The sequence below is a fragment of the Williamsia limnetica genome (assembly GCF_003217475.1).
Lineage (GTDB): Bacteria > Actinomycetota > Actinomycetes > Mycobacteriales > Mycobacteriaceae > Williamsia > Williamsia limnetica.
In genome coordinates this window covers 253,167-278,234 of sequence record NZ_QJSP01000009.1, presented here as the reverse complement: position 1 = coordinate 278,234, position 25,068 = coordinate 253,167, and the positions used below count along the sequence as shown (strand labels likewise).

The 25,068-nt window shown below is 65.2% G+C and carries 19 protein-coding genes; 9 read left to right on the top strand and 10 right to left on the bottom strand.

Going from position 1 to position 25,068, the window contains the following annotated elements; translation table 11 throughout:
• Positions 1-15: 15 nt before the first annotated feature.
• Positions 16-1,701: a phosphoenolpyruvate--protein phosphotransferase gene (locus DFR67_RS16835; protein ID WP_110470637.1), complete on the bottom strand. Its 1,686-nt coding sequence runs from the start codon at positions 1,699-1,701 to the stop codon at positions 16-18.
• A gap of 161 nt (positions 1,702-1,862) precedes the next feature.
• Between DFR67_RS16835 and DFR67_RS16830 the strand changes: the two genes are divergently transcribed.
• From DFR67_RS16830 to DFR67_RS16810, 5 genes are all read left to right on the top strand, one after another.
• Entirely contained in the window at positions 1,863-2,630 is a 768-nt protein-coding gene (locus DFR67_RS16830; RefSeq protein ID WP_110470636.1) for a DeoR/GlpR family DNA-binding transcription regulator, read from the top strand.
• On the top strand, positions 2,627-3,607 hold the full coding sequence (locus DFR67_RS16825) for a 1-phosphofructokinase family hexose kinase (RefSeq protein WP_110470635.1): 981 nt from the start codon (positions 2,627-2,629) through the stop codon (positions 3,605-3,607). Before DFR67_RS16830 ends, DFR67_RS16825 begins: the two co-directional genes overlap by 4 nt.
• Before the next feature lie 79 nt (positions 3,608-3,686).
• Positions 3,687-5,735, top strand: coding sequence for a PTS fructose transporter subunit IIABC (locus DFR67_RS16820; RefSeq protein ID WP_110470634.1), 2,049 nt, complete (start codon positions 3,687-3,689; stop codon positions 5,733-5,735).
• Between the two features lie 48 nt (positions 5,736-5,783).
• Positions 5,784-6,041 (top strand): HPr family phosphocarrier protein, encoded by a 258-nt coding sequence (locus DFR67_RS16815; RefSeq protein WP_110470633.1) that lies wholly within the window; start codon positions 5,784-5,786, stop codon positions 6,039-6,041.
• Between the two features lie 233 nt (positions 6,042-6,274).
• Positions 6,275-8,473, top strand: coding sequence for a HelD family protein (locus DFR67_RS16810; protein WP_110470699.1), 2,199 nt, complete (start codon positions 6,275-6,277; stop codon positions 8,471-8,473).
• Here the strand turns inward: DFR67_RS16810 and DFR67_RS16805 are convergent.
• Positions 8,461-8,907 carry a universal stress protein gene (locus DFR67_RS16805; protein WP_084835914.1) on the bottom strand — a complete coding sequence of 149 codons (447 nt, stop codon included), beginning with the start codon at positions 8,905-8,907 and terminating at the stop codon, positions 8,461-8,463. The two genes, DFR67_RS16810 and DFR67_RS16805, sit on opposite strands and share 13 nt — an antisense overlap.
• Before the next feature lie 209 nt (positions 8,908-9,116).
• Complete coding sequence (gene uvrB / locus DFR67_RS16800) at positions 9,117-11,276, bottom strand: excinuclease ABC subunit UvrB (RefSeq protein ID WP_110470632.1); 2,160 nt, start codon at positions 11,274-11,276, stop codon at positions 9,117-9,119.
• Positions 11,277-11,352: 76 nt separating this feature from the next.
• On the opposite strand from uvrB, the gene DFR67_RS16795 reads away from it, so the two are divergent.
• Positions 11,353-11,871: a ribonuclease FAU-1 family protein gene (locus DFR67_RS16795; RefSeq protein ID WP_110470631.1), complete on the top strand. Its 519-nt coding sequence runs from the start codon at positions 11,353-11,355 to the stop codon at positions 11,869-11,871.
• A gap of 59 nt (positions 11,872-11,930) precedes the next feature.
• On the opposite strand, the gene coaE is transcribed toward DFR67_RS16795, so the two are convergent.
• The 3 genes from coaE to rpsA all read right to left on the bottom strand — a co-directional run bounded on the left by coaE (position 11,931) and on the right by rpsA (position 15,787).
• Positions 11,931-12,851, bottom strand: a complete 921-nt coding sequence (coaE, locus tag DFR67_RS16790; protein ID WP_110470630.1) for a dephospho-CoA kinase — start codon at positions 12,849-12,851, stop codon at positions 11,931-11,933.
• A 70-nt stretch (positions 12,852-12,921) separates the two neighbouring features.
• On the bottom strand, positions 12,922-14,160 hold the full coding sequence (aztD, locus tag DFR67_RS16785) for a zinc metallochaperone AztD (protein ID WP_110470629.1): 1,239 nt from the start codon (positions 14,158-14,160) through the stop codon (positions 12,922-12,924).
• A gap of 136 nt (positions 14,161-14,296) precedes the next feature.
• On the bottom strand, positions 14,297-15,787 hold the full coding sequence (gene rpsA, locus DFR67_RS16780) for a 30S ribosomal protein S1 (protein ID WP_084835853.1): 1,491 nt from the start codon (positions 15,785-15,787) through the stop codon (positions 14,297-14,299).
• Between the two features lie 153 nt (positions 15,788-15,940).
• Here rpsA and DFR67_RS16775 point away from each other — a divergent pair, with 153 nt between their 5' ends.
• Positions 15,941-16,750, top strand: coding sequence for a class I SAM-dependent methyltransferase (locus DFR67_RS16775; RefSeq protein ID WP_245938003.1), 810 nt, complete (start codon positions 15,941-15,943; stop codon positions 16,748-16,750).
• An 81-nt stretch (positions 16,751-16,831) separates the two neighbouring features.
• Here the strand turns inward: DFR67_RS16775 and DFR67_RS16770 are convergent, their stop codons facing one another.
• On the bottom strand, positions 16,832-17,737 hold the full coding sequence (locus tag DFR67_RS16770; RefSeq protein ID WP_110470628.1) for an alpha/beta hydrolase: 906 nt from the start codon (positions 17,735-17,737) through the stop codon (positions 16,832-16,834).
• Positions 17,738-17,777: 40 nt separating this feature from the next.
• Positions 17,778-18,857, bottom strand: coding sequence for an isocitrate/isopropylmalate dehydrogenase family protein (locus tag DFR67_RS16765; protein WP_110470627.1), 1,080 nt, complete (start codon positions 18,855-18,857; stop codon positions 17,778-17,780).
• 86 nt (positions 18,858-18,943) lie between these two features.
• On the opposite strand from DFR67_RS16765, the gene DFR67_RS16760 reads away from it, so the two are divergent.
• Together DFR67_RS16760 and DFR67_RS16755 are read left to right on the top strand one after the other, a co-directional pair.
• On the top strand, positions 18,944-21,241 hold the full coding sequence (locus tag DFR67_RS16760; protein WP_110470626.1) for a molybdopterin-dependent oxidoreductase: 2,298 nt from the start codon (positions 18,944-18,946) through the stop codon (positions 21,239-21,241).
• A 51-nt stretch (positions 21,242-21,292) separates the two neighbouring features.
• Positions 21,293-21,817, top strand: a complete 525-nt coding sequence (locus tag DFR67_RS16755) for a 2'-5' RNA ligase family protein (protein ID WP_110470625.1) — start codon at positions 21,293-21,295, stop codon at positions 21,815-21,817.
• Here DFR67_RS16755 and DFR67_RS16750 read toward each other — a convergent pair.
• Both DFR67_RS16750 and treS read right to left on the bottom strand, forming a co-directional pair.
• The gene (locus DFR67_RS16750; RefSeq protein WP_110470624.1) at positions 21,809-23,188 is read right to left on the bottom strand and encodes a maltokinase N-terminal cap-like domain-containing protein; all 1,380 of its coding nucleotides are present in this window, start codon (positions 23,186-23,188) and stop codon (positions 21,809-21,811) included. The genes DFR67_RS16755 and DFR67_RS16750 overlap by 9 nt on opposite strands.
• Positions 23,185-25,011, bottom strand: coding sequence for a maltose alpha-D-glucosyltransferase (treS, locus tag DFR67_RS16745; protein WP_110470697.1), 1,827 nt, complete (start codon positions 25,009-25,011; stop codon positions 23,185-23,187). The genes DFR67_RS16750 and treS overlap by 4 nt, the downstream gene beginning before the upstream one ends.
• Between the last annotated feature and the right edge of the window lie 57 nt (positions 25,012-25,068).

The window sequence follows — 25,068 nt, the reverse complement described above, 5'->3', positions numbered from 1 at the left end:
CCAGTGCGCGAGCGGTCAGCCCAGTTCGATCCGGGCGGCCGCTCGCGCACTCGTCGGATCAGAGGTCTCCAAGACCGCTGCCGCCGCACGTTTGCAGTCATCGAGGGAGACCGACTCCAGTTTCGCGCCAACTCCTGCGACCGCCGACGCCGCCGCCGACAGCGAGGTGATGCCGAAGCCCACCAGGACGCAGGCCAGCAGCGGATCGGCCGCCGCCTCACCGCAGACGCCGACAGGCTTGTCGACTGCGGCACCCGCCGCAGCGGTGCGTGCGACCAGCGAGAGAACCGCAGGTTGCCATGGGTCGGTGAGTTCCGCCAATTCGGCGGACATCCGGTCCGCCGCCATCGTGTACTGCGCCAAGTCGTTGGTACCCACCGACAAGAAGTCGACGTGTTCGAGGATGCGCTCGGCCAAGAGTGCCGCGGCGGGGACCTCGATCATCACGCCCGGGACCAGTCCGCGTTCGCGCACCTTCTCGGCGAACGATTTCGCCTCGGTCGCCGTCGCGATCATCGGCGCCATCACCCACGGCGCACTCTCGAGACCCGCAGCGGCGTCGACGATCGCGTCGAGCTGCCGATCCAGGATTCCGCTGTCTTTGGCGGCGATGCGGATTCCACGGACTCCGAGAGCAGGGTTCGCCTCATCCGGGTGTTCGGCGAATCGGAGCGGTTTGTCCGAGCCCGCGTCCAGGGTCCTGATGACCATCTTCTTTCCGGGGAACGCGTCCAGCACCTGACGATAGATGGCCGCCTGTTCCGGAACGGTTGGCTCGGTTTCGCGGTCGAGGAAGCACAGCTCGGTGCGGAACAGTCCGACACCACCGGCTGAGGTACCGGCAGCGACGCGCGCGCCTGCGCCGTCCTGCACGTTGGCGAGTACGTCCACCCGATGACCGTCGGACGTGGTGCCAGGGCCAGTCCAGGCGGCCGTGCGCTCAGCGATCAGGCGGTACCGGGCGACGGCGTCCGCCGCAGTGTGCGGATCGGGCGACACCGTCAGTTCTCCGGCCTCACCATCGAGCATCACCGATGTGCCTGTCTCGACGGCTTCCAGACCCGCGACCGCGACGACACAGGGAATCCCCAACTGCCGGGCGATGATTGCGGTGTGACTGGTCGGTCCGCCGAGCGACGTGGCCAGTCCGACGATCTTGGTGGGGTCCAGGCCCGCGGTGTCAGCAGGAGCCAGGTCGTCGGCGAGCAGGATCGACGGCACCTGCGGCACCGGAATACCGGGCTCGGGGGCGCCGACGAGTTCAGCCAGCACGCGATCGCGAACATCGTGGAGATCGGTGACCCGCTCGGCCATCAACCCACCGAGCTTGGTGAAGAGGGCGGCGAACTGTTCGGTCGCGGCCAGCGCTGCCGACGTCGCCGACCCGCCCGCGGCGATGAGTTTTTCGGCGGCACCGAGCCAGCCGCGGTCAGCTGCCATCGCAGCATTCGCGGCGAGTACCTCCGAGGCCGATCCACTCGACACGGCCGCGCGGTCCTGCAGCCGCTTGGCGACAGCTGCGCTCGCGGCCCGGAAGGCCTGCAGTTCGCCGTCGCGCTCGGCTTCGGGCACCACATCTGTGTTTATCTGCGGTTGGACCCGGGGCGCGGGCACGATTGCGGGCCCAGCCACCACTCCGGGAACCACAGGCGTCCCCTGCAGCACCCTGCGTGGGCTCTCCACCAGTGTTGATGTAGTCATACGACCTCCTTGAACGATCCCTGAGAGTGATGTGCGTACGACCACTCATTTGCATCTCTGTGACACAGATTACCCAAAATCCTTGACAAAGCAATACGAACGGGCATAAAACAACATAAAGCAACAACGCGAATCAACACAGCCCCACATTGGAGGACAGTATGTACGCAGAGGAGCGGCAGCAAGAAATGGCCGCACTGATTGCGCAGAAGGGCCGCATGTCGGTCGCGGACCTGTCCGAGTTGTACGGGGTCACCACCGAGACCGTGCGACGCGATCTCGCGTCATTGGACCGTGCAGGCGTCATCCGCCGGGTGCACGGCGGGGCAGTCCCGGCGTCGGCGTTCACGACGGTCGAGCTCGGCACCGACGAGCGCGAGCACACCTTCACCGGCGAGAAGGAGCGCATCGGCAAGGCAGCGATCGATCAGCTGCCGTCGGTCGGTGGCAGCGTCTTCGTCGACGCCGGCACCACCACCGCGCGACTGGCCGCGCACCTGCCCACCGACAGCGACCTCGTGGTCGTCACCAACTCGATCCCTGTCGCTGCACGCGTCGCCGGGCTCGGCGGTACACGACTACACCTCCTCGGCGGCCGCGTCCGCGGGATCACACAGGCGGTCGTCGGCGACGACGCCATCCGGGCCCTGCGCTCGATGCGTCTCGATGTCGCATTCATCGGAACCAACGGCATCAGCCTCCGGCACGGCCTGTCCACTCCGGACAGCGACGAAGCCGCCATCAAGCGAGCCATGGTCGAAAGCGCGCATCGGGTTGTCGTGGTTGCCGATTCGTCAAAAGTGGGCCGAGAGGACCTGATCAGCTTCGCCCCCGTCGATCGCATCGACGTACTCGTCACCGACACCGCCATCTCCGACCGCGACTGCACAGCACTGACCGACAACGACATCGAGGTCGTGACCGCATGATCATCACCCTCACTGCCAACCCGAGCATCGACCGGACCGTCAGCCTCACCGAACCCCTGCAGCGCGGCGCAGTGCACCGCGCCACCGCAGCCACGACCCATCCGGGCGGCAAGGGCGTCAACGTCTCGCGGGTCATCACATCGGCCGGACAGCGCTCCGCCGCCGTGCTCCCCGGCAATCCCGGCGAACCGATCCTGCTTGCGCTCTCCGAAGCGGGCATCGATCATCGCGGGATCGCCCACCCCGGCGCAGCACGCGTGAACCTCACCGTGACCGAACCGGATGGGACGACCACCAAGATCAACGAACCCGGCGCCACGCTGCCTCCGGAGTCGATCAGCGCACTGACGACCTGCCTACAGGATCTGGCGACCACCGCGGCCTGGGTCGTCCTGTCCGGCTCACTGCCCCCAGGCGTACCCGCCCGCTGGTACGCAGAACTCGTCGCGACCCTGCGCTCGGGACGCGCTCGGATTGCAGTCGACACCTCTGATGCTCCTCTCCTTGCCCTCGCTGCCGAGTTCTCGGTCGCCGCGCCCGATCTCATCAAGCCCAACGCCGAAGAACTGGGTCAGCTCACCGGAGTCGACGGGCGTGCGCTCGAGGCGGCTGCCGAGCAGGGTGACCCCCTGCCGACGGCCCGCGCCGCACGATCGCTGATCGACGGAGGCGGACCACGAGCAATCCTCGCGACCCTCGGCGCGGCGGGCGCTGTACTCGTCACCGACGAAGGCGCCTGGTACGCCACCACACCTCCGATCGCGCCTCGCAGCACGGTCGGCGCCGGCGATTCGTCGCTGGCCGGATATCTGCTCGCCGATCTGGAGAACGCCGGACCGGCTGATCGCCTCGCACGGGCGGTCGCCTACGGAAGTGCCGCTGCTGCTCTGCCCGGAACAGCACTGCCCAGTCCGCACCACACCAAACCCGAGGCCGTGACCGTCACAGCCCTGACCCCGCTCATCGGTAACCACTGACCAGCGGCCCCACCCCACACTCGACAGCCCAGATCAGCAACCCACAGCTCCAGATCCTCGAACAAAGAAGGAAAACGCAATGTCCAATCCGACGATCAGCACCGGCCCCGCGCCGGCGATCATCAGCCCACAATTGATCGCGCTCGACGCCGATCTGGGCGACAGCAAAGAAGCGGTGATCGAGGCTCTCGCCACCCGACTGGCCGACGACGGCCGCTCGAGCGACGCCTCGGCTCTCAAGGCCGCAGCACTGGCCCGCGAAGCCCAGTCGGCCACCGGCCTGCCAGGCGGGATCGCCATCCCGCACTGCCGCGACGCCTCCATCGCCACCGCATCGCTCGGATTCGCGCGGTTGCGACCCAAGGTCGACTTCGGAGCTCCAGACGGCCCGGCAGACCTGGTCTTCCTCATCGCCGCACCCGACGGCGCAGGCGCAGAGCACATGAAGCTGCTCTCGAGCCTGGCCCGCGCCTTGGTCAAGCCCGAGTTCGTGGCATCGCTGCGCGCCGCCGCGACCCCGAACGATGTCGTCGCGTTGGTCGAGGACGTGCTGAAGCCCGCGGCTCCGCTCAAGAAGACCCCCGCCGCGCCCACCGAGGCCCCGCCTGCCACCCCGGTCCAGGACGACTCGCACTCGGCTCCCAACAAGACGATCGTCGCCGTCACGGCGTGCCCGACCGGTATCGCGCACACCTACATGGCTGCGGACTCCCTGGTCGCTGCGGGTGAACGCGCCGGCGTGACCGTCCACGTCGAGACACAGGGCTCCTCGGGAAGCACGCCCCTGCCGGCTGCGACGATCGCTGCCGCCGGTGCGGTCATCTTCGCCACCGACGTCGGGGTGAAGGGCAAAGAACGCTTCGCGGGCAAGCCTGTCGTCGCCTCCGGCGTCAAGCGCGCCATCAACGAACCCGACGCGATGATCACCGAAGCACTGCGCGCCGGACTCGACCCCGGCGCCGCGAGGGTGGCCGGCGATGCGGCGTCGGACTCCGAGAGCTCCTCCTCCGGTGGTGACGTCGGCTGGGGCACCCGGCTCCGGCAGATCCTGCTGACCGGTGTGAGCTACATGATCCCGTTCGTCGCAGCGGGCGGCCTGCTCATCGCACTCGGCTTCCTGCTGGCCGGGTACGAGATCTCCGACAAAGCCGAGGCGATCACCCTCGACAACTCGATCTTCGCCCTCCCCGACGGCGGCCTGAAGACCTACCTCGGCGCGGTGCTGTTCCAGCTGGGTTCCCTCGCATTCGGGTTCCTGGTACCTGCGTTGGCCGGTTACATCGCCTTCGCCATCGCTGACAGACCAGGCCTGGCACCCGGTTTCACCGCAGGTGCGGTGGCCGTGTTCGTCGGCGCCGGCTTCCTCGGCGGCCTCGTCGGTGGTTTGATCGCCGGCTTCGCCGCACTGTGGATCGGCCGGATCGGCGTACCGCAATGGGCTCGCGGCCTGATGCCGGTGGTGGTCATCCCGCTGTTCGCGTCTCTGGTGGTCGGCCTGCTCATGTTCATCGTGCTCGGCAAGCCGCTGGCTGCGATCACCGACGGACTCACCGACTGGCTCAACGGACTCACCGGCTCCTCGGTGATCCTGCTCGGCGTCATCCTCGGCCTCATGATGTGCTTCGACCTCGGCGGACCGGTCAACAAGGCTGCCTACGCATTCGCCGTCGCCGGGCTCTCGGTGACCGACGAGGCATCCCTGCGCATCATGGCGGCGGTGATGGCCGCCGGTATGGTTCCGCCGCTGGCCATGGCGCTGGCGTCGACCATCCGGCCGAAGCTCTTCACCCCGGCCGAACGAGAAAACGGCAAGGCCGCCTGGCTTCTGGGTGCATCCTTCATCTCCGAAGGCGCCATCCCGTTCGCGGCAGCCGATCCGCTGCGGGTCATCCCGTCGATGATGGCCGGCGGCGCGGTGACCGGCGGACTGATCATGGCGTTCGACGTCACCCTGAGCGCACCCCACGGCGGCATCTTCGTCTCGTTCGCCATCGGTGGAATCGTCTGGTTCTTCCTCGCACTTGCAGCAGGCACCGCGGTGGCGGCACTCTGTGTGGTCGCCGCCAAACAACTGATCAAGCCCAAGTCCAAGGTGGCCACCGAGGACAAAGTCCTCACCGCAGCCTGAACACCCATCACGTCCCGTACTCAGCTCTGACAACCCAGGAGAAATGAAATGCCAAGCACCAATGTCGTCGTCGGATCATCCGTCGGACTGCACGCCCGCCCCGCAGCAGTGATCGCCGAGGCCGTCGCCGAAGCCGGCGTCCCCGTGACGCTGGCCGTCGCCGGCGGCGAACCGGTGGACGCCGGTTCAGCGCTGCTGATCATGACTCTCGGCGCCACGGTCGGCACCGAGGTCACCGTGGAGAGCGAAGATCAAGGTGCCCTCGACACCGTGGCCAAGCTCGTTGCCTCCGACCTCGACGCCTGAATATCGCGGCACGGCTAGAATCGTCTGACCAACGCGGTGGGCGGGGAACGTTTTCCCCGCCCACCGCGTTACCCTTTGGCACTATTTTTTGCCCATGTCGTCGCTGAGAGGATCAGTGGACGACCCAGAGCCGAGGGCGGAGTGACACCTGCGCCGCGCGGCAGCTATCGAGGAGGACCGTGTTCGAGGCCGAACAAGACCATCTTGACCGGGTGTACGGCCGGCTTGATCGGATGCGCCGGAACACCCAGTCGCGGCTGTCGTCCGCGTTGCGGAACACCGGTGGGACGCCCCAGGCCCGCTCGGAGCGGGAGTCCTACGAGCGGCTGTACACAGACGACCTGACCAAATTCGATTCGGCCGAACACAATCTGTACTTCGGTCGGCTCGATCTCGAGGACGACGAGGTTCGTCGCATCGGTCGCATCGGCATCCTCGACGACGACGAGCAGGACAGCACCCTGCTGCTCGACTGGCGCGCTCCCATGAGCCGGCCCTTCTATCTCGCGACCCCCGCCTCGCCGGAAGACGTACGCACCCGAAGTCACGTTCGCACCCGCAATCGGAAGATCACGGCAGTCAACGAAGAGCGGCTTGATGTCGCCGAGCTGACCGAGGCCGACAGCACCGGACACGGTGACGTGGTCAACGAATCCGCGCTCATCACCGCACTCAACGCCGCCCGAACCGGGCAGATGACGGACATCGTCGAGACGATCCAGCGCGAGCAGGACGAGATCATCCGGTCCACCCACCGTGGAGTGCTGGTGGTGCAGGGTGGCCCCGGTACCGGCAAAACTGCGGTGGCGCTGCACCGGGCCGCCTACCTGCTCTACACCTACCGCGAAACCCTCGCTCGTAGCGGCGTTCTCATCGTGGGTCCCAATGCAACATTCCTGAACTACATCGGGCAGGTACTTCCATCGCTGGGCGAGAGCGGGGTGCTGCTGTCCACCGTCGGGGACATGTACCCCGGCGTTCGCGCGCAGCTGACCGACAGTTCGGCTGCTGCCACCCTCAAAGGCAGTCTCGACATCGTCGAGGTGCTGGGGCGTGCAGTGCGGGACCGCCAAGAGTTGCCGCAGTCCCCCATCCACCTCAAGTTCGACGGATATCAGCTGACCATCAGCAGCAAACTGATCCAACGTGCCCGTGGCCGAGCCCGGTCATCCCGTCGTCCGCACAATCACGCCAGGTCGATCTTCCTACGCTCGGCATTCGATTCTCTCGCGCAGCAGCACGCCGATCGCATCGGGTCCAGTCTGCTCGACGGCTCGCAGTTGTTGAGCAACAAGGACATCGCCGATATCCGCGACGAGATGAAGGCCGATCCGGAGATCGTGGCCGCGCTGGCCCACTTCTGGCCGCAGCTCTCTCCACAGGTTGTGTTGTCCGACCTACTGACGTCCCCTGATCGGATCGCTTCGGCGACGCCGAACTGGTCCGAGGCCGACCGGGCAGCCGTCTTGCGCGCAGAGCGCAACCAGTTCAGCGCCGCCGACGCACCGTTGCTCGATGAACTCGCGGAGATCATCGGCGTGGACGACGCCGGAGACGAGGAGCGCGAACGTGCGCAGTGGCGGCAGAAACTATCGGATGCCCAGGACGCACTCGACATCCTGACAGGTTCTGCCCCACAGGATCTCGAGGACGAGCTGGATCCGGAGATCCTGATGGCGTACGACCTCATCGACGCTGAACAACTCGCCGCCCGCCAGACGAACCGGGTCGCACTGACCACTGCAGAACGCGCGTACAGCGACCGCACCTGGACGTTCGGCCACGTCATCGTCGACGAGGCTCAGGAACTGTCCGCCATGGCGTGGCGAATGATCATGCGTCGCATACCGAATCGGTGGATGACGGTGATCGGCGACACGGCCCAGACAGGCGATCCGGCGGGTACCACGTCCTGGGATGCAGTTCTGACGCCGTACGTGGCGAAACGATGGCGCAAGTTCGAGTTGACCGTCAACTACCGCACACCGCGGGAGATCATGGAGGTCGCGGCACCGATCCTCGAACAGATCGATCCGACGATGTCCGCACCGACATCGATTCGCTCGAGCGGCAGGCCGCCGTCATTCGAGCAGACATCGAACGATGGTCTCGCGGCTGCGGCATTGCGTCTGGCCGACGAGGACTTGGACGGGATCACCGCGATCATCGCCCCTGACGCTCTGGTGGAGCAGATCCGAGAACTCGGCGCGGGCGCAGACGAGACTCCGGAACTGTCAATTCTGACGGTCGCTCAATGCAAGGGTCTGGAGTTCGACCGGACCGTCGTCATAGAGCCGGCCCAGATCGTCGCGCAATCTCAGCGCGGTTGGGGCGATCTCTACGTGGCGCTCACCCGGGCAACCCAGCAACTGGCAATCGTGCACAGCGCTGAGCTGCCCGCGCCTTTGAGAGTTCGCGCTCAGACCGTGTGAACGATCAAGACGTCGCATTTCGACTTCCGGGCGACGTCGGCCGGGACCGAACCCAGCAGCCGACCGGCAATCGAGTTCAAGCCTTTGTTGCCGACGACGAGCAGACCCGCCTTGCTGTCGGCGACGAGGTTCAGCAGCGCATCCACCGGTGACCCGACCACGGGGCGGGTCTCGATGTTCCCGCCACCGGCAGCCACTGCGCGCTCTTTGGCGGTGCGCAGGATCTCTTCGGTGGGCGCGGACCCGTGAACCTGGTACGCCTCTTCCTTCAGTACATCCGAGACCGCGGAAACGTCGCGGTCATCGGTCGGAAAGTAGGCGCAGGCAATGATCAACTTCGCCGAATCACCGCTGATGGCCCCCGCCTTCTCCACGGCCTTCATCGACGATTCAGAACCATCGGTTCCCACAACGACGGTCTGGTATGCGCTCATCCATTCCTCCATAAGTGTGTCTGTACAAACTGGCTCTCACCTGTGTGCGAGCACTTGCGATAGAGCTCCGCCCTCCGGGCGTCGCCTTCCTCCGAGAGGGTATCCCGTAACGCGCGTTCGATTACTCGATATCCGGCGACGCGCCTATGAGCGACAGCGCTGACCTGCAGCGTTGGGTTGATGGTCACGCCGGTCACACATACTTTCGCCTACCGGATACCAGCCGCGTCCATACCCCGTAGCTCCTTTTTGAGGTCGGCGATCTCGTCTCGTAGACGCCCGGCGAGTTCGAACTGCAGGTCTCGGGCCGCATTCATCATCTGATCGGTCAGCGACTTGATGAGGTCGGCGAGATCCGCACGCGGCATCGCTGACACGTCCCTGCCGTCGAGTACCCCGGCCGATCCCGATGCCCGGCCGGGTTCACCCTGCGCGCGACGACCGCGACTGGAGTTGCGCCCCGAGCCTCCCACAGCCACCGCATTGTCCTCGGCCTCCTCGTAGACCTGGTCGAGGATGTCTGCGATCTTCTTACGCAGCGGTTGCGGATCGACGCCCATTTTCTTGTTGTATGCGACCTGCTTCTCACGGCGTCTGTCGGTCTCGTCGATCGCGTTGCGCATCGAGTCGGTGATCTTGTCTGCGTACATGTGGACCTCGCCGGACACGTTACGAGCCGCTCGGCCGATGGTCTGGATCAAGCTGGTGGTGCTGCGCAGGAAGCCTTCCTTGTCGGCGTCCAGGATGGCAACCAGCGAAACCTCCGGAAGGTCCAAACCCTCTCGCAGCAAGTTGATTCCGACCAGGACGTCGTACTCACCCGTACGCAGTTGTCGCAGCAGCTCGACGCGCCGCAGCGTATCGACCTCCGAATGGAGATATCGAACTCTGATGCCCAGCTCGAGCAGGTAGTCGGTGAGGTCCTCGGACATCTTCTTGGTGAGCGTGGTGACCAGAACCCGTTCGTCCTTGGCAGTTCGCTCCCGGATCTCGTGGATGAGGTCGTCGATCTGTCCCTTCGTGGGTTTGACGATGACCTGCGGATCGACGAGACCTGTCGGCCGGATTACCTGCTCGACGAACTCTCCGTTCGACTGACCCAGCTCGTATTTTCCGGGTGTCGCCGACAGGTAGACGGTCTGCCCGATCCGGTCTACGAATTCGCTCCACGTCAGCGGCCGGTTGTCGACGGCGGAGGGTAGCCGGAATCCGAAGTCGACCAGGTTGCGTTTGCGGGACATGTCGCCCTCGTACATGGCACCGATCTGCGGAACCGTCACGTGGGATTCGTCGATCACCATGAGGAAGTCGTCGGGGAAGTAATCGATCAGCGTCGCCGGCGCCGTGCCTGGCCCGCGACCATCGATGTGCCGCGAATAGTTCTCGATGCCCGAGCAGAATCCGACCTGGCGCATCATCTCGAGGTCATAGGTCGTCCGCATGCGCAGGCGCTGGGCCTCGAGCAATTTGCCCTTGCCTTCGAGATCGGCCAGGCGGGCCTCGAGCTCTGCCTCGATCGACTCGATCGCCCTCTCCATACGCTCCGGGCCTGCGACGTAGTGGGTGGCCGGGAAGATGCGCAGCGTCTTCACCTCGCGCACGACGTCGCCGGTGAGCGGATGCAGGTAGTAGAGAGCCTCGATCTCGTCGCCGAAGAACTCGATCCTGACGGCCAGTTCCTCATAGGACGGGATGATCTCGACGGTGTCGCCGCGTACCCGGAAGCTCCCGCGAGTGAAACTGACGTCGTTGCGGGAGTACTGGACATCGACCAGCAATCGCAGCAGTGCGTCGCGGTCGACCTCCTGGCCGACCTCGAGGTTCACGGACCGGTCGAGGTACGACTGCGGGGTGCCGAGGCCGTAGATGCACGACACCGACGCGACCACCACGACATCACGGCGGGAGAGCAAGCTCGAGGTCGCAGAGTGCCGCAGGCGCTCGACGTCGTCATTGATCGACGAGTCCTTCTCGATATAGGTGTCGGTCTGAGCGATGTACGCCTCGGGCTGGTAGTAGTCGTAGTACGAGACGAAGTACTCGACGGCGTTGTTGGGCAACATGTCTCGCAATTCGTTCGCGAGCTGGGCGGCCAGCGTCTTGTTCGGCGCCATCACCAACGTGGGCCGCTGCACCTTCTCGATCAACCAGGCGGTGGTGGCGGACTTACCGGTGCCGGTGGCGCCGAGCAGGACCACATCCTTCTCGCCTTCACGCAGGCGACGTTCGAGGTCCGCGATCGCAGTCGGCTGGTCGCCCGCGGGTTTGTGATCACTGATCACCTGGAAGTCGGCACCGGTCCGCTCGATGTCCCCCACCGGCCGGAATTCCGAATGCGCGACAATCGGATGTTCTGCTGCAAAAGCCATACAGCCAGAGTAAACGCGACCTCTGACATCGCGCGTGCGCCGACAGCGAACGCCCGTCCCGGGTTACGTTGTCGAAATGGCGGCACTGCACCCACCCAAACATGAGACCTTCGACCCGACAGCGAAGACCAACACCGATCCGAAGGGGTTCGTGCGCCAGGTGGAGACCTATCGGACCACCGATTTCGGGCTCTACATGGACCGATTCGCCGACCATCGCGAGTTCGACCGTCTGCAATCGTGGCTGCTGCCCGCCTTCGGACTGCGGGTCAGCATCTTCCACTACCGTCCCGGACACGAGCGGGACCAGCGCCTCTACCTCGACATCGGCGAGTTCACCGGCCCCGATACGGACGGACGCTGGCATTCGGAGGACTGGTATCTCGACCTGATCGACCGACCGGGCCGGGGCTTGGAACTCGAGGACGTCGACGAACTGTTCGACGCTCACGCCGCCGGGCTGCTGCCCCGCGAACCGGCCGAAGCCGCCGTGCACATCGCCACCCGCACGATGGTCGGCGCAGCCGCCCATGGCAACGACGTCCAGGCCTGGCTCGCCTCCGAAGGCGCAGCACTCACCTGGGACCTCCGATAGTGGGCCCTTGTGGCGAACAAAACCGCAGGTGAGTACCGCCACAAGGCCCCATTTTCGGGCTACTTCAGGGTGATGGTGACCGCCCGGCCCGGATCGGCGTTGGCGTGGACGCCGGCGCTGCGCTCGGGGAAGCCACCGTCGGCCAGTATCTCGGTCACCTCTGCGGGCGTCGTGCGGTCGGCCAGGCGGACATCGAAATGCAGCACGTCCGGCGCAGAACCGCCTTCCGCGGCGGCGGTGGGCCCGCTATGGGCGACGTCGGCGATCTTGTCCCCGCCGATCACTCTCAACCGGTTCGTCAACCTGGTCGCCTGCACTGACCACTCAGGACGCACATCGACCTCAGCGGACGGCTGCGGTGCGCAGACGCGGTTGCGGACATTGCTCTCATACGGCACTAGTCGTTCGTCCCACAGCGCAGCAGCGAGTGCGGCGAGATCGTCCGGGGTTCCGCTGTTGTCGAGCCAGACGTCGGCCACGGCCCGCCGATCTTCGACACTCGCCTGCGACTTGATGCGGGCGCGCGCATCGTCCTCCGGCATGCCACGCTGGCCGGTCAGGCGCGCGAGCCGTACGTCCTCGTCGGCGTGCACGATCACCACGAGATGAAAGAACGGTGCACTGCCGTTCTCGACGAGCAGCGGAATGTCCTGCAGCACGATCGCGTCCGCCGGCGCCGCTTCCAGCAACTCGAAAGCACGGGCGCCGACCAGCGGGTGGGTGATGCCGTTGAGCTTCTTGCGTTGTTCGTCGTCGACAAACGCCTTCGCGGCCAGCGCCGCCCTGTCCAGCGCGCCGTCGGACTGCAGGATGTCGTCACCGAAGGCCGCGACGAGCTGCGCCAACCCGTCGGTCCCCGGCGCGACCACCTCGCGGGCGATCACGTCCGCATCGATGAGGTAGGCACCGCGCTCGGTGAGCGTACGTGCGACTGTTGATTTTCCGGCGCCGATACCACCGGTCAGGCCTACTCGGATCACGAGATGAGTGTCACAGACGACCTCTCGCGCGCACCCCGCAGGGTGCGCGCGAGAGAGCCATCGACCTTCGTCAGCCGGTGACGCCGGTCAGTTCATTCGGCGTGAAGTCGACGGCGGTCTCCGCAGACACGGTTCCGGCCGCGAGATCGACGGCGAACAGCTTCTTGTTCGCGGGGTCGCTCACGTAGGCGGTCGAATCCTCGACGAACAGAGCCGGGCGCGCTTCCTGCCACTCCTCCGGCTCCGACCACTGTCCGATGACGGCGATCTTGTTGGTGACCATCCCGGTGATCGGATCGATCACGTGGATGGCACCGTCCGTACCGAGGACCAGAGCTTCACCCTGGGGGCCGCGCTGAAGCGAGCGGAACGTGTAACTGGTCCCGAGTTCGACCAACTTCAGCTCGCCGGTGTCGGTGTTGGTCAGGCTCACGCGGGTGGGACGTTCCAACTCGGCGTCCTTGTCGACCTTGTAGTCGCCGAGCACCACAGGCGAGGCTTCTGAACCGGCCTGATTGCCGATGCGGCCGTACACATCTGGGCTCTGCACCTTGGTGATCTCGTTGCCACGGACGATCAGGATGCCATCGGTGCAGCCGAACGCGAGCACGCCATTGGCCACGGCAGCTTCGCCGTGCAGGTTCGGACACTGGTCGTTGGCTGCGATCTGCTGGAAGTCGGCTCCGAGAATCTGCACCCCGGTGCGCTCGTCCTCATTGCCGACAGAGACCACAGTGGTTCCGTCCTCTCGGGCCACGGCCACTCCGTGGTGCGGCTCGACTTTGTGGCTGGTCGCCACACCTTTGCCCCGCAGCAGTTCCGCAGGCTCGACGATATCGATCTCACCGGTGCCGTCGGAGAACAAGGTGGTTCGATCATCGTGGACCACAACGTGTCCCGGTTCCTCACCACCGAAACGGATGTCGGTCAGCGCCGGTTCTGCGGTGTAGTAGTGATCGTGGTCCCCGTGCGCGCGACTCCAGGTTCCGAGATCGAGTGCCCGGAAGCCCTCTGATTCCGAGACGAAGACGTGCCGGCCGTCTCCGGCGGGGTTGAGCCGGATGAAGCCTTCAGCCGGCAGGGTCTTGATCTCGTCGAGTGTCGTCGCATCCAGGACAGCGATGCCGCCGTCGTAGCTGACGGCCAGTCGCGGCTGAGCTGACTCTTGCTCAACGCCTGCGGGTTTCGACGCGGAGGAACTCGGGCCGGCGGAGGTTTCACTGTCATCGCTTCCGGAGCTGCAACCGGCCACGAGTACCGTGCCGATCGCGACGAGAGAAAGGGCCTGCAGCCCTCGATTGATGTTCATAGTAGAGAGTGTCTTTGCCAACGATAATCATTGTCAAAAAGCTATGTATGCATGGCTGTCTCGAGCGGCGCCTACCCACAGACGACAAAACGCCCCCCACCTTGCGGTGAGGGGCGCTTGCTTGTCTAGATGTCTATCAGGCGTTGCCGGAGAGCTTCTCGCGCAGAGCAGCAAGCTGCTCGTCGCTGGCGAGCGATCCACCACTCTTCGGCGCCGACGAAGACGACGAGGACGTCGCGGTGGCGGCGTCGTCACCACCCTTGTCAGCGGAATCCGACGAGTAATCGGTCGGAGCGTTGGCAGCGGCCTCGGCGGCAGCGGCGAACTTCTCCATCTGGGCGGTGTGCATCTTGTGGCGACGCTCGGCCTCGGCGTAGCGGGACTCCCACGCTTCCCGCTGCTTCTCGAATCCTTCGAGCCATTCGTTGGTCTCGGAGTCGAAGCCCTCGGGGAAGATGTAGTTGCCCTGCTCGTCGTAGCTGTCGGCCATGCCGTACTTCGACGGATCGAACTCTTCGGTGTAGTCCTCGTTGGCCTGCTTGAGGCTCAGCGAGATCCGGCGACGCTCGAGGTCGATGTCGATGACCTTGACCATCGCGTCGTCACCAACGGCGACAACCTGATCCGGCACCTCGACGTGGCGCTCGGCCAGCTCCGAGATGTGGACGAGGCCTTCGATGCCCTCTTCGACCCGCACGAATGCACCGAACGGAACCAGCTTCGTGACCTTGCCGGGCACGATCTGGCCGATGGCGTGGGTACGCGCGAACTGACGCCACGGATCTTCCTGAGTGGCCTTGAGCGACAACGACACCCGCTCGCGATCCAGATCGACGTCGAGGACCTCGACGGTGACCTCGTCGCCCACGGCGACGACCTCGGAGGGATGATCGATGTGCTTCCAAGACAGCTCGGAAACGTGCACCAGACCGTCGACGCCGCCGAGATCGACGAATGCGCCGAAGTTGACGATCGAGGACACGACGCCCTTGCGGACCTGCCCCTTCTGGAGCTGGTGCAGGAACTCGCTGCGCACCTCGGACTGGGTCTGCTCGAGCCACGCACGACGCGAGAGCACGACGTTGTTGCGGTTCTTGTCGAGCTCGATGATCTTGGCTTCGATCTCTTTGCCGATGTACGGCTGCAGATCGCGCACGCGACGCATCTCCACCAGCGATGCGGGGAGGAATCCGCGCAGACCGATGTCCAGGATCAGGCCGCCCTTGACGACCTCGATGACGGTGCCCTTGACGGCCTCGTCCTTTTCCTTGAGCTCTTCGATGGTGCCCCACGCACGCTCGTACTGAGCGCGCTTCTTGGACAGGATCAACCGACCCTCTTTGTCCTCCTTGGTGAGGACGAGTGCTTCCACCTCATCGCCGACGCTGACAACCTCGCTGGGGTCGACGTCGTGCTTGATGGACAGTTCGCGGGACGGGATCACTCCCTCGGTTTTGTAACCGATGTCGAGCAGCACTTCGTCGCGGTCAACCTTGACGATGGTGCCCTCGACGATGTCGCCATCATTGAAGTACTTGATAGTGGCATCGATGGCGGCAAGAAAATCCTCAGCCGAGCCGATATCGTTAACGGCTACTTGTGGTGAGGTAATGGTCGTGGACGGCATATGTTAGATGGCTCCGGACAGGTTGGGTTGTAGGGACAGTAATGCGGGATCAACAGTGGCCACGGATGAGTGACCGGCATGAAGAACCACGCGAGCTCAGGCACGCGCGTGTCTGAGGATACGCCAGCCCCGCTGGACTGGGCAAATACCTCCGTGTCGTACCCGTATCTGCGTAGCGGCGTCGACTCGAAAACCAGCGTTTCGGCGAATCGGCGCTGGTGGGACGCCGATGCGGACTCCTACCACGGTACGCACGGCGACTTCCTCGGCGCGGACAGCGACGACGGCGACTTCGTGTGGTGCCCCGAAGGGCTGCGCGAAGACGACGTCGAACTGCTCGGCGACGTCGCCGGCAAGACTGTTCTGGAGATCGGATGCGGATCGGCACCGTGCAGTCGGTGGCTCACCGGCCACGGCGCGCATGCGGTCGGATTGGACCTGTCCCGGGAGATGCTGCGCCGTGGGCAGCACGCGATGGCGCGGGGCGGTCCGCAACCAGGCTTGGTACAGGCAGGAGCCGAAGCCCTGCCGTTCGGCGACGAGGTCTTCGATCTCGCCTGCTCGGCATTCGGTGCGGTGCCCTTTGTCGCCGACTCGGCGCGGGTCATGAGCGAGGTGGCCCGGGTGCTGCGTCCGGGCGGCCGCTGGGTCTTCTCGGTCAATCACCCGATGCGATGGGCTTTCCCGGACGATCCCGGCCCCACCGGATTGACGGTCACCCTGCCGTACTTCGACCGCACCCCGTACGTGGAGACCGAGGACGACGGAACGGTCAGTTACGTCGAACACCACCGGACCCTCGGCGATCGGGTCCGGGAGATCAGGGCCGCCGGCCTGATCCTCGACGACCTCATCGAACCCGAATGGCCCGAAGGCTTCGACCGTGAGTGGGGTCAGTGGAGCCCCTTGCGCGGCCACTACTTCCCCGGCACGGCGATCTTCTGCACGCGCAAGCCCACCTAGCCCTCCGAAAATGGGTCGTTCTGGCGAACAAAAGGCCAGGTCGGCTCCGCCACAACAACCCATTATCGGGGGGCGGAAGGGTCAGACAGAGACCTCGCGGTGCAGGAACTCGATCTGATCAGCGATCGCTCGTTCGAAGGCGTCCCCGACGTAGATGTCGAAGTGGCCGAACGGATACCGCCGTACGGTGCCCTTCGGAGCCGTGGCGGCGTATTTCAATGTCGGACCGGGGGGTGCGACGGTGTCGGTGTCACACACACAGAACAGCACCGGCGCCGAAATCTTCTTCACCGCACGTCCCGGCCGCGCCAACGGGATGGCAAGGCCGACCCGTGCGGCGACGCCGTTCACGATGGTCTCGGTCTCGGGCACCAGTCCCAGGTAACCGGCTACGACGTCCGGCGCATTCATCAACGCCGTCTCACCCGGAGCGCCGGCCAGAGGCACCAGCACCGGTTCCCGGCCGCGCGCCGCCGCCGCCAGGTCCCGGATGGCAGCAAGGGTGACCCCGAGGGTCGCGCGAGGCCCGAGGGTGAGCGCTGAGGCTGGGCCTTCGGTGAACGGGCACTGCGAGATGACAGCGGCCAACCGGGCGTCATCGGCGGCGACGGCGAGTACGTGTCCACCGCCGAACGATGTCCCGAAGATGCAGATCTTGTCCGGGTCGATGCCGTCGAGCGTGCGCGCGTAGGCGATCGCCGCGTGCCAGTCCTCGCGTTGCCTCCCGATACTCAGCAGCTGACGCGGGGCACCCTCACTGTCGCCGAAGTGCCGGTAGTCGAAGACGAGCGCCGCATACCCGGCTGCCACGAATCGCTCGGCATACGCGTCGAGACGCATGGTGCGCACGGCCCCGAGACCATGCGCCAGGACGATGAGCGGCGTGCGCCCGGAATGGCCGCCCGCCGGCCGGTACAGCCACGCGGCGCAGTGTGCCCGCGCACTCCCCTGCCCCGACGCGAAAACCACATCTTCTCGTTCGGTCACCGGTACCGCCCCCTCGTCGATGTCAATGCTCGTTGGCAGGTTAGCGCCCCGGGCCCTCCAGCGCACCGAGCACCGCTTCGACGAACGACGCGGTCGACGCTGTGCCTCCGAGGTCGGCGGTCGCCACACCCGCCGACAGCGTCTCACCGATCGCACCGCGCATGTTCTCCGCGGCGGTCCGCAGCGCCATGTCATCGCTCCGCAGCGCCTGCCATTCGAGCAGCATCGCTGTCGAGCCGATGATGCCGACGGGATTCGCGACTCCGCGGCCCGCGATGTCAGGCGCGGCGCCGTGTGCTGCCTGCGCCATCGCTTTGGTGGCCGAAGTGTTGATCGACGCCGCGATGCCCAGCGACCCGGCCAGTTCGGCAGCCAGGTCCGAGAGGATGTCGCCGAACAGGTTCTCGGTGACGATGACATCGAACCGCCCACCTCGTCGCACCAGATGGGCAGCCATCGCGTCCACGTGTTCATCGTCTACCCGCACGTCCGGATAACCTTCCGCGACCTCACGGCACACGTCGCGGAACAACCCTGTGGTCATCGAGAGCACATTCGCCTTGTGGACGATCGTGACGTGTTTGCGCCGGGAGCGCGCCAACTCGAACGCGGACACCGCGATTCGTCGGGTGGCCGCTCGGGTGATCACGCCGACCGACAGCGCAACGTCGGGGGTCGGCATGAACTCTCCCGTGCCGCGAGCCATGTTCCGGTCGGCGTAGAGCCCCTCGCTGTTCTCTCGCACGATGACGAGGTCGAGGTCCGGGTTCGTCGCATGGACACCGTCGTGTGCGAGCGCAGGACGGATGTTCGCGTACAGGTCGTAGCGTTTGCGGACGACCCCGCCCGGCGTCAGTCCAGTCCGGTGCTCCGGTGGATAGCTCGCCGAATCGTGGGGTCCGAGAATCCAGAGGTCGAGGTCGTCGAGTGCGGCGAGAGTGGCCTCGGGCATCGCGGTGCCGTACTTGTCGATGGTCGTTCGTCCGAGTTCCAGGGGCACCCAGTCGACCTCGCGCCCGACAGCGGCCAAGGCCTGGTCGGCGACCCGCGCGGCCGCCGGGACGATCTCCGGGCCGATCCCGTCGCCGTCGATGAGTCCGATCCGATATCTGTTCGCCATGATCGTGATCGTTCCAGAGCGTCAGCGATCCGCCGCATACGTGTGCTGACGGAACCACCGGCCACGGCCGGTGAAAGAATCGACGCATGGCTGCAGAAGAACTGGTCAACAGTTCGCACTGGGGGGCGTTCACGGCGTCGCTCGACGAGCAGGGACTGTCGGTGAAGCCAGACCCGGCAGATCCGGATCCGTCGGAGCTTCTCCGCAACATCCCGGCATCGTTCGACAAGGGCGTCCGGGTACTTCACCCATCTGTGCGACGGGGTTGGCTCGACGACGGTCCGGGTCCGTCGACCCGCCGCGGATCGGACGACTACGTCGAGGTGAGTTGGGATCGCGCCCTCGACCTGCTCGCTGCTGAACTCGAGCGAGTCCGCAGCACGTATGGGAACCCGGCCATCTTCGGTGGGTCGTACGGCTGGGCGAGTGCAGGACGGTTTCATCACGCACAGAGTCAGATACACCGATTCTTGAACACCATCGGCGGCTACACCCGGTCGGTGCACAGCTACAGCCACGGAGCGTCGAGTGTGCTGCTGCCGCACATCGTCGGCGATGAGGCGCCACTGTATCGGCCCACCACCTGGAACGTGCTGAGCGAGCACACCGATCTGTTCGTCTGTTTCGGGGGCGTACCGGCCAAGAACTTCCAGATCAACGCAGGCGGTATCAGTCGTCACACGGTGCGGGAATCATTGGAGGACGCCCGCGCCCGGGGCGCCGAGTTCGTGACCATCAGTCCCCTTGCCGACGATCTGGCGACGGTGATCGATGCCCAGTGGATCTCGATCAACCCGGCCACCGACACCGCGCTGATCCTGGCCCTGTGCTGGGTGCTGCTGTCCGAGGGGCTCTGTGACCTCGAGTTCGTCGACAAGTACACAGTCGGTTTCGAGGAGTTCGCCCGCTATCTACGCGGGCAATCCGATGGAATCGCGAAAACCCCTGGCTGGGCGGCGACCATCTGCGGAGTCGACGCCTCGACCATCGCCGACCTCGCCCGCCGGATGGCAGGTTGTAGGACGATGGTGACGACTTCGTGGTCGTTGCAGCGGGCCCGGTTCGGTGAGCAACCGGTGTGGGCTTCGATCGCGCTGGCGGCGTTCCTCGGTCAGATCGGTCTCCCCGGGGGCGGATTCGGTCACGGATACGGGTCGACCGGCGGCATGGGCGCGGGCAGACTGCCCTACCCGCTGCCCACCTTCCATCAGGGTGTCAATCCTGTGAACGACTTCATCCCCGTCGCACGCATCTCGGACATGTTGCTCCATCCCGGCTCCACCTACGATTTCAACGGCCAGTCCAGGGTCTATCCCGACACCAAGCTGATCTACTGGGCGGGCGGTAATCCGTTCCATCATCATCAGGACCTCGTGCGTCTGCGCGCCGGCTTTCAGCAGCCGGACACGGTGGTCGTGCATGAACCGTTCTGGACCGCGACGGCGCGGCACGCCGACATCGTCCTGCCGGCGACGACGACGTTGGAACGCAACGACATCGGCTGCGGGCGGTACGACGACATCATGACCGCGATGCAGCAGGTCGCCTCGCCCGTGGGCGAATCCTTGAGCGACTATGCAATTCTCACCAAGTTGAGCAAGCGGCTCGCCGTCGAGGAGCAGTTCACCGAGGGTCGCGACGAATGGGGTTGGCTCGAGCACATCTACGAGCGCTGGCGTGAGAGCATCCCCGACCAGTTCACCCCGAACGAGAACTTTGCCCAGTTCTGGGCAGCGCGCCACCTCGACCTACCCGGTGCGGATTCGAAACATGTTTTGTACGAAGACTTTCGAAGCGATCCAGAGAAGTTCCGCCTTGCGACACCGAGCGGCCGGATCGAGATCTCATCGCCCACGATCGCCCGGTTCGGATACGACGACTGTCCCCCGCATCCGACGTGGCTCGCACCTGCCGAAACCGTTGCTGTCGGAACCGGCCCGTACCCGCTGTGCCTCGTTGCCAACAACCCCGCATCACGCCTGCACAGCCAACTCGACAACGGCGCGGTCAGTGTCGAGTCGAAAGTGCTTGGCCGCGAACCGATCCGGCTCAACCCGGCGGACGCGACAGCCCGTGAGATCAAGGCAGGCGACCTCGTCCTGGTCCGCAGCGACACCGGGCGCATGCTGGCGGGCGCCATCCTCGACGACCGCGTCCGCGCCAACGTCGTGCAGATCTCCACGGGCGCCTGGTTCGACCACAGCTCACCGGAGGTTGCCGCCTGTATCCACGGCAACCCCAACGTGCTGACGCGAGACGCCGGGTCGTCGAAATTGACGCAGGGATCGACCGGCCAGTTGGTGCGGGTCGAGGTCGAGGTCTACCGCGGTGAGGCACCGGACGTCGTCGTGCATGATCAGCGCCTGTGGATGCACCCAGCATGACGTCCGTCGGCCAGACCGAAACAACCACCGCATTCGGCAAAGGGTGAACACGTGGCACACTCGATAGAACTCATCTTCGATGCCGAGACGGACGCGACCATCACATCGCAGTGGGACGCTCTGACCGCTGCGGGATTGCCGAGCCAGGGCCGGACGCGCTCGGAGTCGAATCGGCCGCACGTCACTCTCATTGCCGCCGACTCCATCGACGGTTCCGTCGACCGCGATCTGGCGACGCTCACCGACCTGCCTGGTATGGAAGTCAACATCGGTGCCATGCTCCTGTTTCGCGGCCGTCGCGCAACGGCGGCACGGCTGGTCGTCCCATCCAGCGAGCTCTGCGATCTGCACGCCCATGTTTTCGAGTTGTCCCGCGGCCACATCAGCGGCGAGCCTCTGCCGCACATTCAACCCGGAGCCTGGACACCACACGTCACGCTTGCCCGCCGACTGGCGGACGACCAGATCGGCTACGCGCTGACGACGCTGGGGTTCGCGCCAGAGATCTTCACCGCCACCGTGACCGGACTGCGGCGATGGAACAGCGACACCCGCGAGGAGTTCTACCTACTGTGACCCGGTGAGCCGGGCAATCGCGCCCAACGGCAACGGTAGCCAACTCGGCCGGTGCCGGGCCTCGTACCCCGCTTCGTAGACGGCCTTGTCGAGTTCGTATGCCCGCAGAAGTGCCGACTGGTCGCGAGGGTCGGCGCCGGTGACCGACGCGTAGCCCTCACAGAAGGCAGATGCGTTGCGGTCTACCCATTCCACGGCGCGGAATGCGCGCTGCGCAGTGACATTCGGGGCACCCTGGCCCAGGAGATGCTGACCCGCGTAGTCGAAGGAACGCAGCATGCCCGCAACGTCACGAAGCGGGCTGTCGGGTTTGCGGCGCTCGGCGACCGGTTTGATGGGTTCACCTTCGAAGTCGATGAGCAGCCAGTTCGACGGAGTCCGCAGCACCTGTCCGAGATGTAGGTCTCCGTGGATTCGTTGCACGGTGTCGGGACCGGATTGCGCCGCCTCGTCGTAGACAGCCGCGATCGCTGCGCGATGTTCGGCGAGTTCGCGAATCGCCTGCGCCGCGACGTCGAGTCTCGACCGCATGCCGTCGATCGCGTTCTCCCCTGGCGCGCGCTGCTCGGTGCCCAGGCTTCTCGCGAGGTCGGCATGCACGTGCGCGACGGCGGCGCCGAGTCGCTCGGCGTCACCCGCGAAGTCGCTGCCGAGCTCCGCGGCGTGCAGGTCCGCTTCGGTGAACAGGTCGCGCACGCTGATCAACGCCATGCTCCAGCCATCGGCGGCATTCTCGATGAAGTCCTGTGCCATCGCCAGCGTCGTCGGTTCCCCGTCGATGTCCGTCTCCACCCAACCGCGCAGATCGGCGACGTACTCACACCCGACCTCACCGAGCGCTCGGTGCAGCTCGACGTCGGGGTTGATCCCGGTCTCGACTTGACGGAACACCTTGAACAACAACGATTCCCCGAACACCAGCGAGGTGTTCGACTGCTCGGCACCGAGTACGTGTCCGACCTCTTCGACGTCGATCGTCACGCCCGGGGTGGTCTGGAAGCGCAGGCCCTCGATCTGCTCGTGCGAGTCCAGTGCGGTCAGATAGCGAGCGATCAGATCCGGATCGTGCAGCCCGTCGTAGGCGGCGACAGCGCCTGTCGTCGACTCCGGCAGTGCCCACGACAGCAGCGGCTCGGACAGATGCGAGCGAAAGCCCAACGGGATCTGGTAGCGGACTGCGGGACCGCTGTCGAACTCGACGTTCACCAGCAGGTGCTCCCCGGCGAATCCTTCATCCGACAACAGCGGCACCCGGGTTGCGATCGAGACCTGCGTGATGCCGCGGTCTTTCGCCGAGAACCATCGTTGCTGCGGGAGCCACTGCCGTAGGCCTTCCGCGAGTTGCTGATCAGTGGGTAGTTCGATACTCATGGTTGCACCGCCGCCTCGGCTTCACTGCTGAGTGGATAACCTTGGGCCACATTGTAATCCGAGGGATCGGGTTGCAAGGCGAACCAGTAGAAACCATGCCCGGGCAGTGTGATCATGTAGCCCTCGGAGCCGATCTTCGGGAACGGGATCGACCCGGTCAGTTCGACGGGAATCCGCCCCTCGAATGCCGACAGGTCCAGGATCACGCCCTGCGGGAAGCGCGACAGGTTGTTCACGCAGAGGATGACGTCGCTCGTCCGACGCTCCTCGCTCGACGGTGCCAACTCCCGCAGGTACGTCAGCACCGACGGGTTGCTGTTGCCGAGTTCGGTGAACGTACCCAGACCGAACGCGGGGTGCTGCTTGCGGACCTCGATCATGCGCCGGGTCCAGTGCAGCAAGGTGTTGGTCGCGTTCATCTGCGCCTCGACGTTGACCGACTGGAATCCGTAGGTCGGGTCCATGATCACCGGCAGATACATCCGGCCGGGATCGGTGCGGGAGAAGCCCGCGTTGCGGTCCGGTGTCCACTGCATCGGGGTGCGCACCGAATCGCGGTCGCCGAGCCAGATGTTGTCGCCCATGCCGATCTCATCGCCGTAATAGAGCATGGGGGACCCCGGGAGGCTCAGCAGCAACGCGGTGAACAGTTCGAGCTGATTGCGATCGTTGTCGAGCAGGGGCGCGAGTCGTCGCCGGATCCCGATGTTCGCCTTCATCCGCGGATCCTTCGCGTATTCGGCGTACATGTAGTCACGTTCTTCGTCGGTCACCATCTCCAGCGTGAGCTCGTCGTGGTTTCGCAGGAAGATGGCCCACTGCGCCGATTTCGGGATGGGCGGTGTCTGCTCCAGGATCTCCGAGATCGGAAACCGATTCTGCCTGCGCACCGCCATGAAGATGCGGGGCATCAAGGGAAAGTGGAATGCCATGTGGCACTCGTCGCCGACGTCCGGTTCGCCGAAGTATGCGACGACGTCGGCGGGCCACTGATTGGCCTCTGCCAACAGGACGCGGCCGGGATACTCTTCGTCGACCACCTTGCGGCATCGTTTGAGGAAGACGTGGGTCTCGCCGAGATTCTCGCAGTTGGTCTCGTCACGCTCGAACAGATAGGGCACCGCGTCGAGCCGGAAGCCGTCGATGCCGAGATCGAGCCAAAACCTCAGGACGTCGATCATCGCGTCGGCGACTTCGGGATTGTCGTAGTTCAAATCGGGCTGATGCGAGAAGAAGCGGTGCCAATAATATTGGCCCCGAACGGGATCCCAGGTCCAGTTGGAGATCTCCGTGTCCACGAAGATGATGCGCGCTTCGGGATACCCCGTGTCGTCATCGGCCCAGACGTAGTAGTCGCCGTAGGGTCCGTCGGGATCGGACCGCGATTCCTGGAACCACTGGTGGCTGTCGGAGGTGTGGTTCATGACCAGGTCGGTGATGATACGGATGCCCCGCCGGTGAGCTTGCTCGATCAACTCGACGAAGTCGTCAACCGTGCCGAACTCGGGCAAGACGGTCCGGAAGTCCCTGATGTCGTATCCGCCATCGCGCAGCGGAGAATCGTAGAACGGCGGCAGCCACAGACAATCGACCCCCAACCACGACAGGTAGTCGAGCTTGTCGGTCAACCCCCGCAGGTCACCGACGCCGTCGTTGTTCGAGTCGTTGAACGCCCGGACGAGCACCTCGTAGAAGACGGCCTTCTTGAACCAGTCGTTGTCGACCCGCAGCGGTTTGGCGTGGTCGAAGTCCTCCGATTGCGCCTCGACCAGATGGCCGTCGGCGGTGTGTTCGGCGTCTTCCAGCGGATTCTCCAACGGCATGCGCACCTCGACTGTCGGCTTAGCGGTGTACTCGGTCAAACCCTACGTGTCTGGGAC

Bases quoted from the DNA above. Each gene is read 5' to 3' on its own strand.
- uvrB (WP_110470632.1), bottom strand. From the start codon at position 11,276: ATGGCTTTTGCAGCAGAACATCCGATTGTCGCGCATTCGGAATTCCGG.
- DFR67_RS16815 (WP_110470633.1), top strand. From the start codon at position 5,784: ATGCCAAGCACCAATGTCGTCGTCGGATCATCCGTCGGACTGCACGCC.
- rpsA (WP_084835853.1), bottom strand. From the start codon at position 15,787: ATGCCGTCCACGACCATTACCTCACCACAAGTAGCCGTTAACGATATC.
- DFR67_RS16795 (WP_110470631.1), top strand. From the start codon at position 11,353: ATGGCGGCACTGCACCCACCCAAACATGAGACCTTCGACCCGACAGCG.
- DFR67_RS16830 (WP_110470636.1), top strand. From the start codon at position 1,863: ATGTACGCAGAGGAGCGGCAGCAAGAAATGGCCGCACTGATTGCGCAG.
- treS (WP_110470697.1), bottom strand. From the start codon at position 25,011: ATGCCGTTGGAGAATCCGCTGGAAGACGCCGAACACACCGCCGACGGC.
- DFR67_RS16750 (WP_110470624.1), bottom strand. From the start codon at position 23,188: ATGAGTATCGAACTACCCACTGATCAGCAACTCGCGGAAGGCCTACGG.
- DFR67_RS16820 (WP_110470634.1), top strand. From the start codon at position 3,687: ATGTCCAATCCGACGATCAGCACCGGCCCCGCGCCGGCGATCATCAGC.
- aztD (WP_110470629.1), bottom strand. From the start codon at position 14,160: ATGAACATCAATCGAGGGCTGCAGGCCCTTTCTCTCGTCGCGATCGGC.
- DFR67_RS16765 (WP_110470627.1), bottom strand. From the start codon at position 18,857: ATGGCGAACAGATATCGGATCGGACTCATCGACGGCGACGGGATCGGC.
- DFR67_RS16825 (WP_110470635.1), top strand. From the start codon at position 2,627: ATGATCATCACCCTCACTGCCAACCCGAGCATCGACCGGACCGTCAGC.
- DFR67_RS16835 (WP_110470637.1), bottom strand. From the start codon at position 1,701: ATGACTACATCAACACTGGTGGAGAGCCCACGCAGGGTGCTGCAGGGG.
- DFR67_RS16810 (WP_110470699.1), top strand. From the start codon at position 6,275: ATGCGCCGGAACACCCAGTCGCGGCTGTCGTCCGCGTTGCGGAACACC.
- DFR67_RS16805 (WP_084835914.1), bottom strand. From the start codon at position 8,907: ATGAGCGCATACCAGACCGTCGTTGTGGGAACCGATGGTTCTGAATCG.
- DFR67_RS16760 (WP_110470626.1), top strand. From the start codon at position 18,944: ATGGCTGCAGAAGAACTGGTCAACAGTTCGCACTGGGGGGCGTTCACG.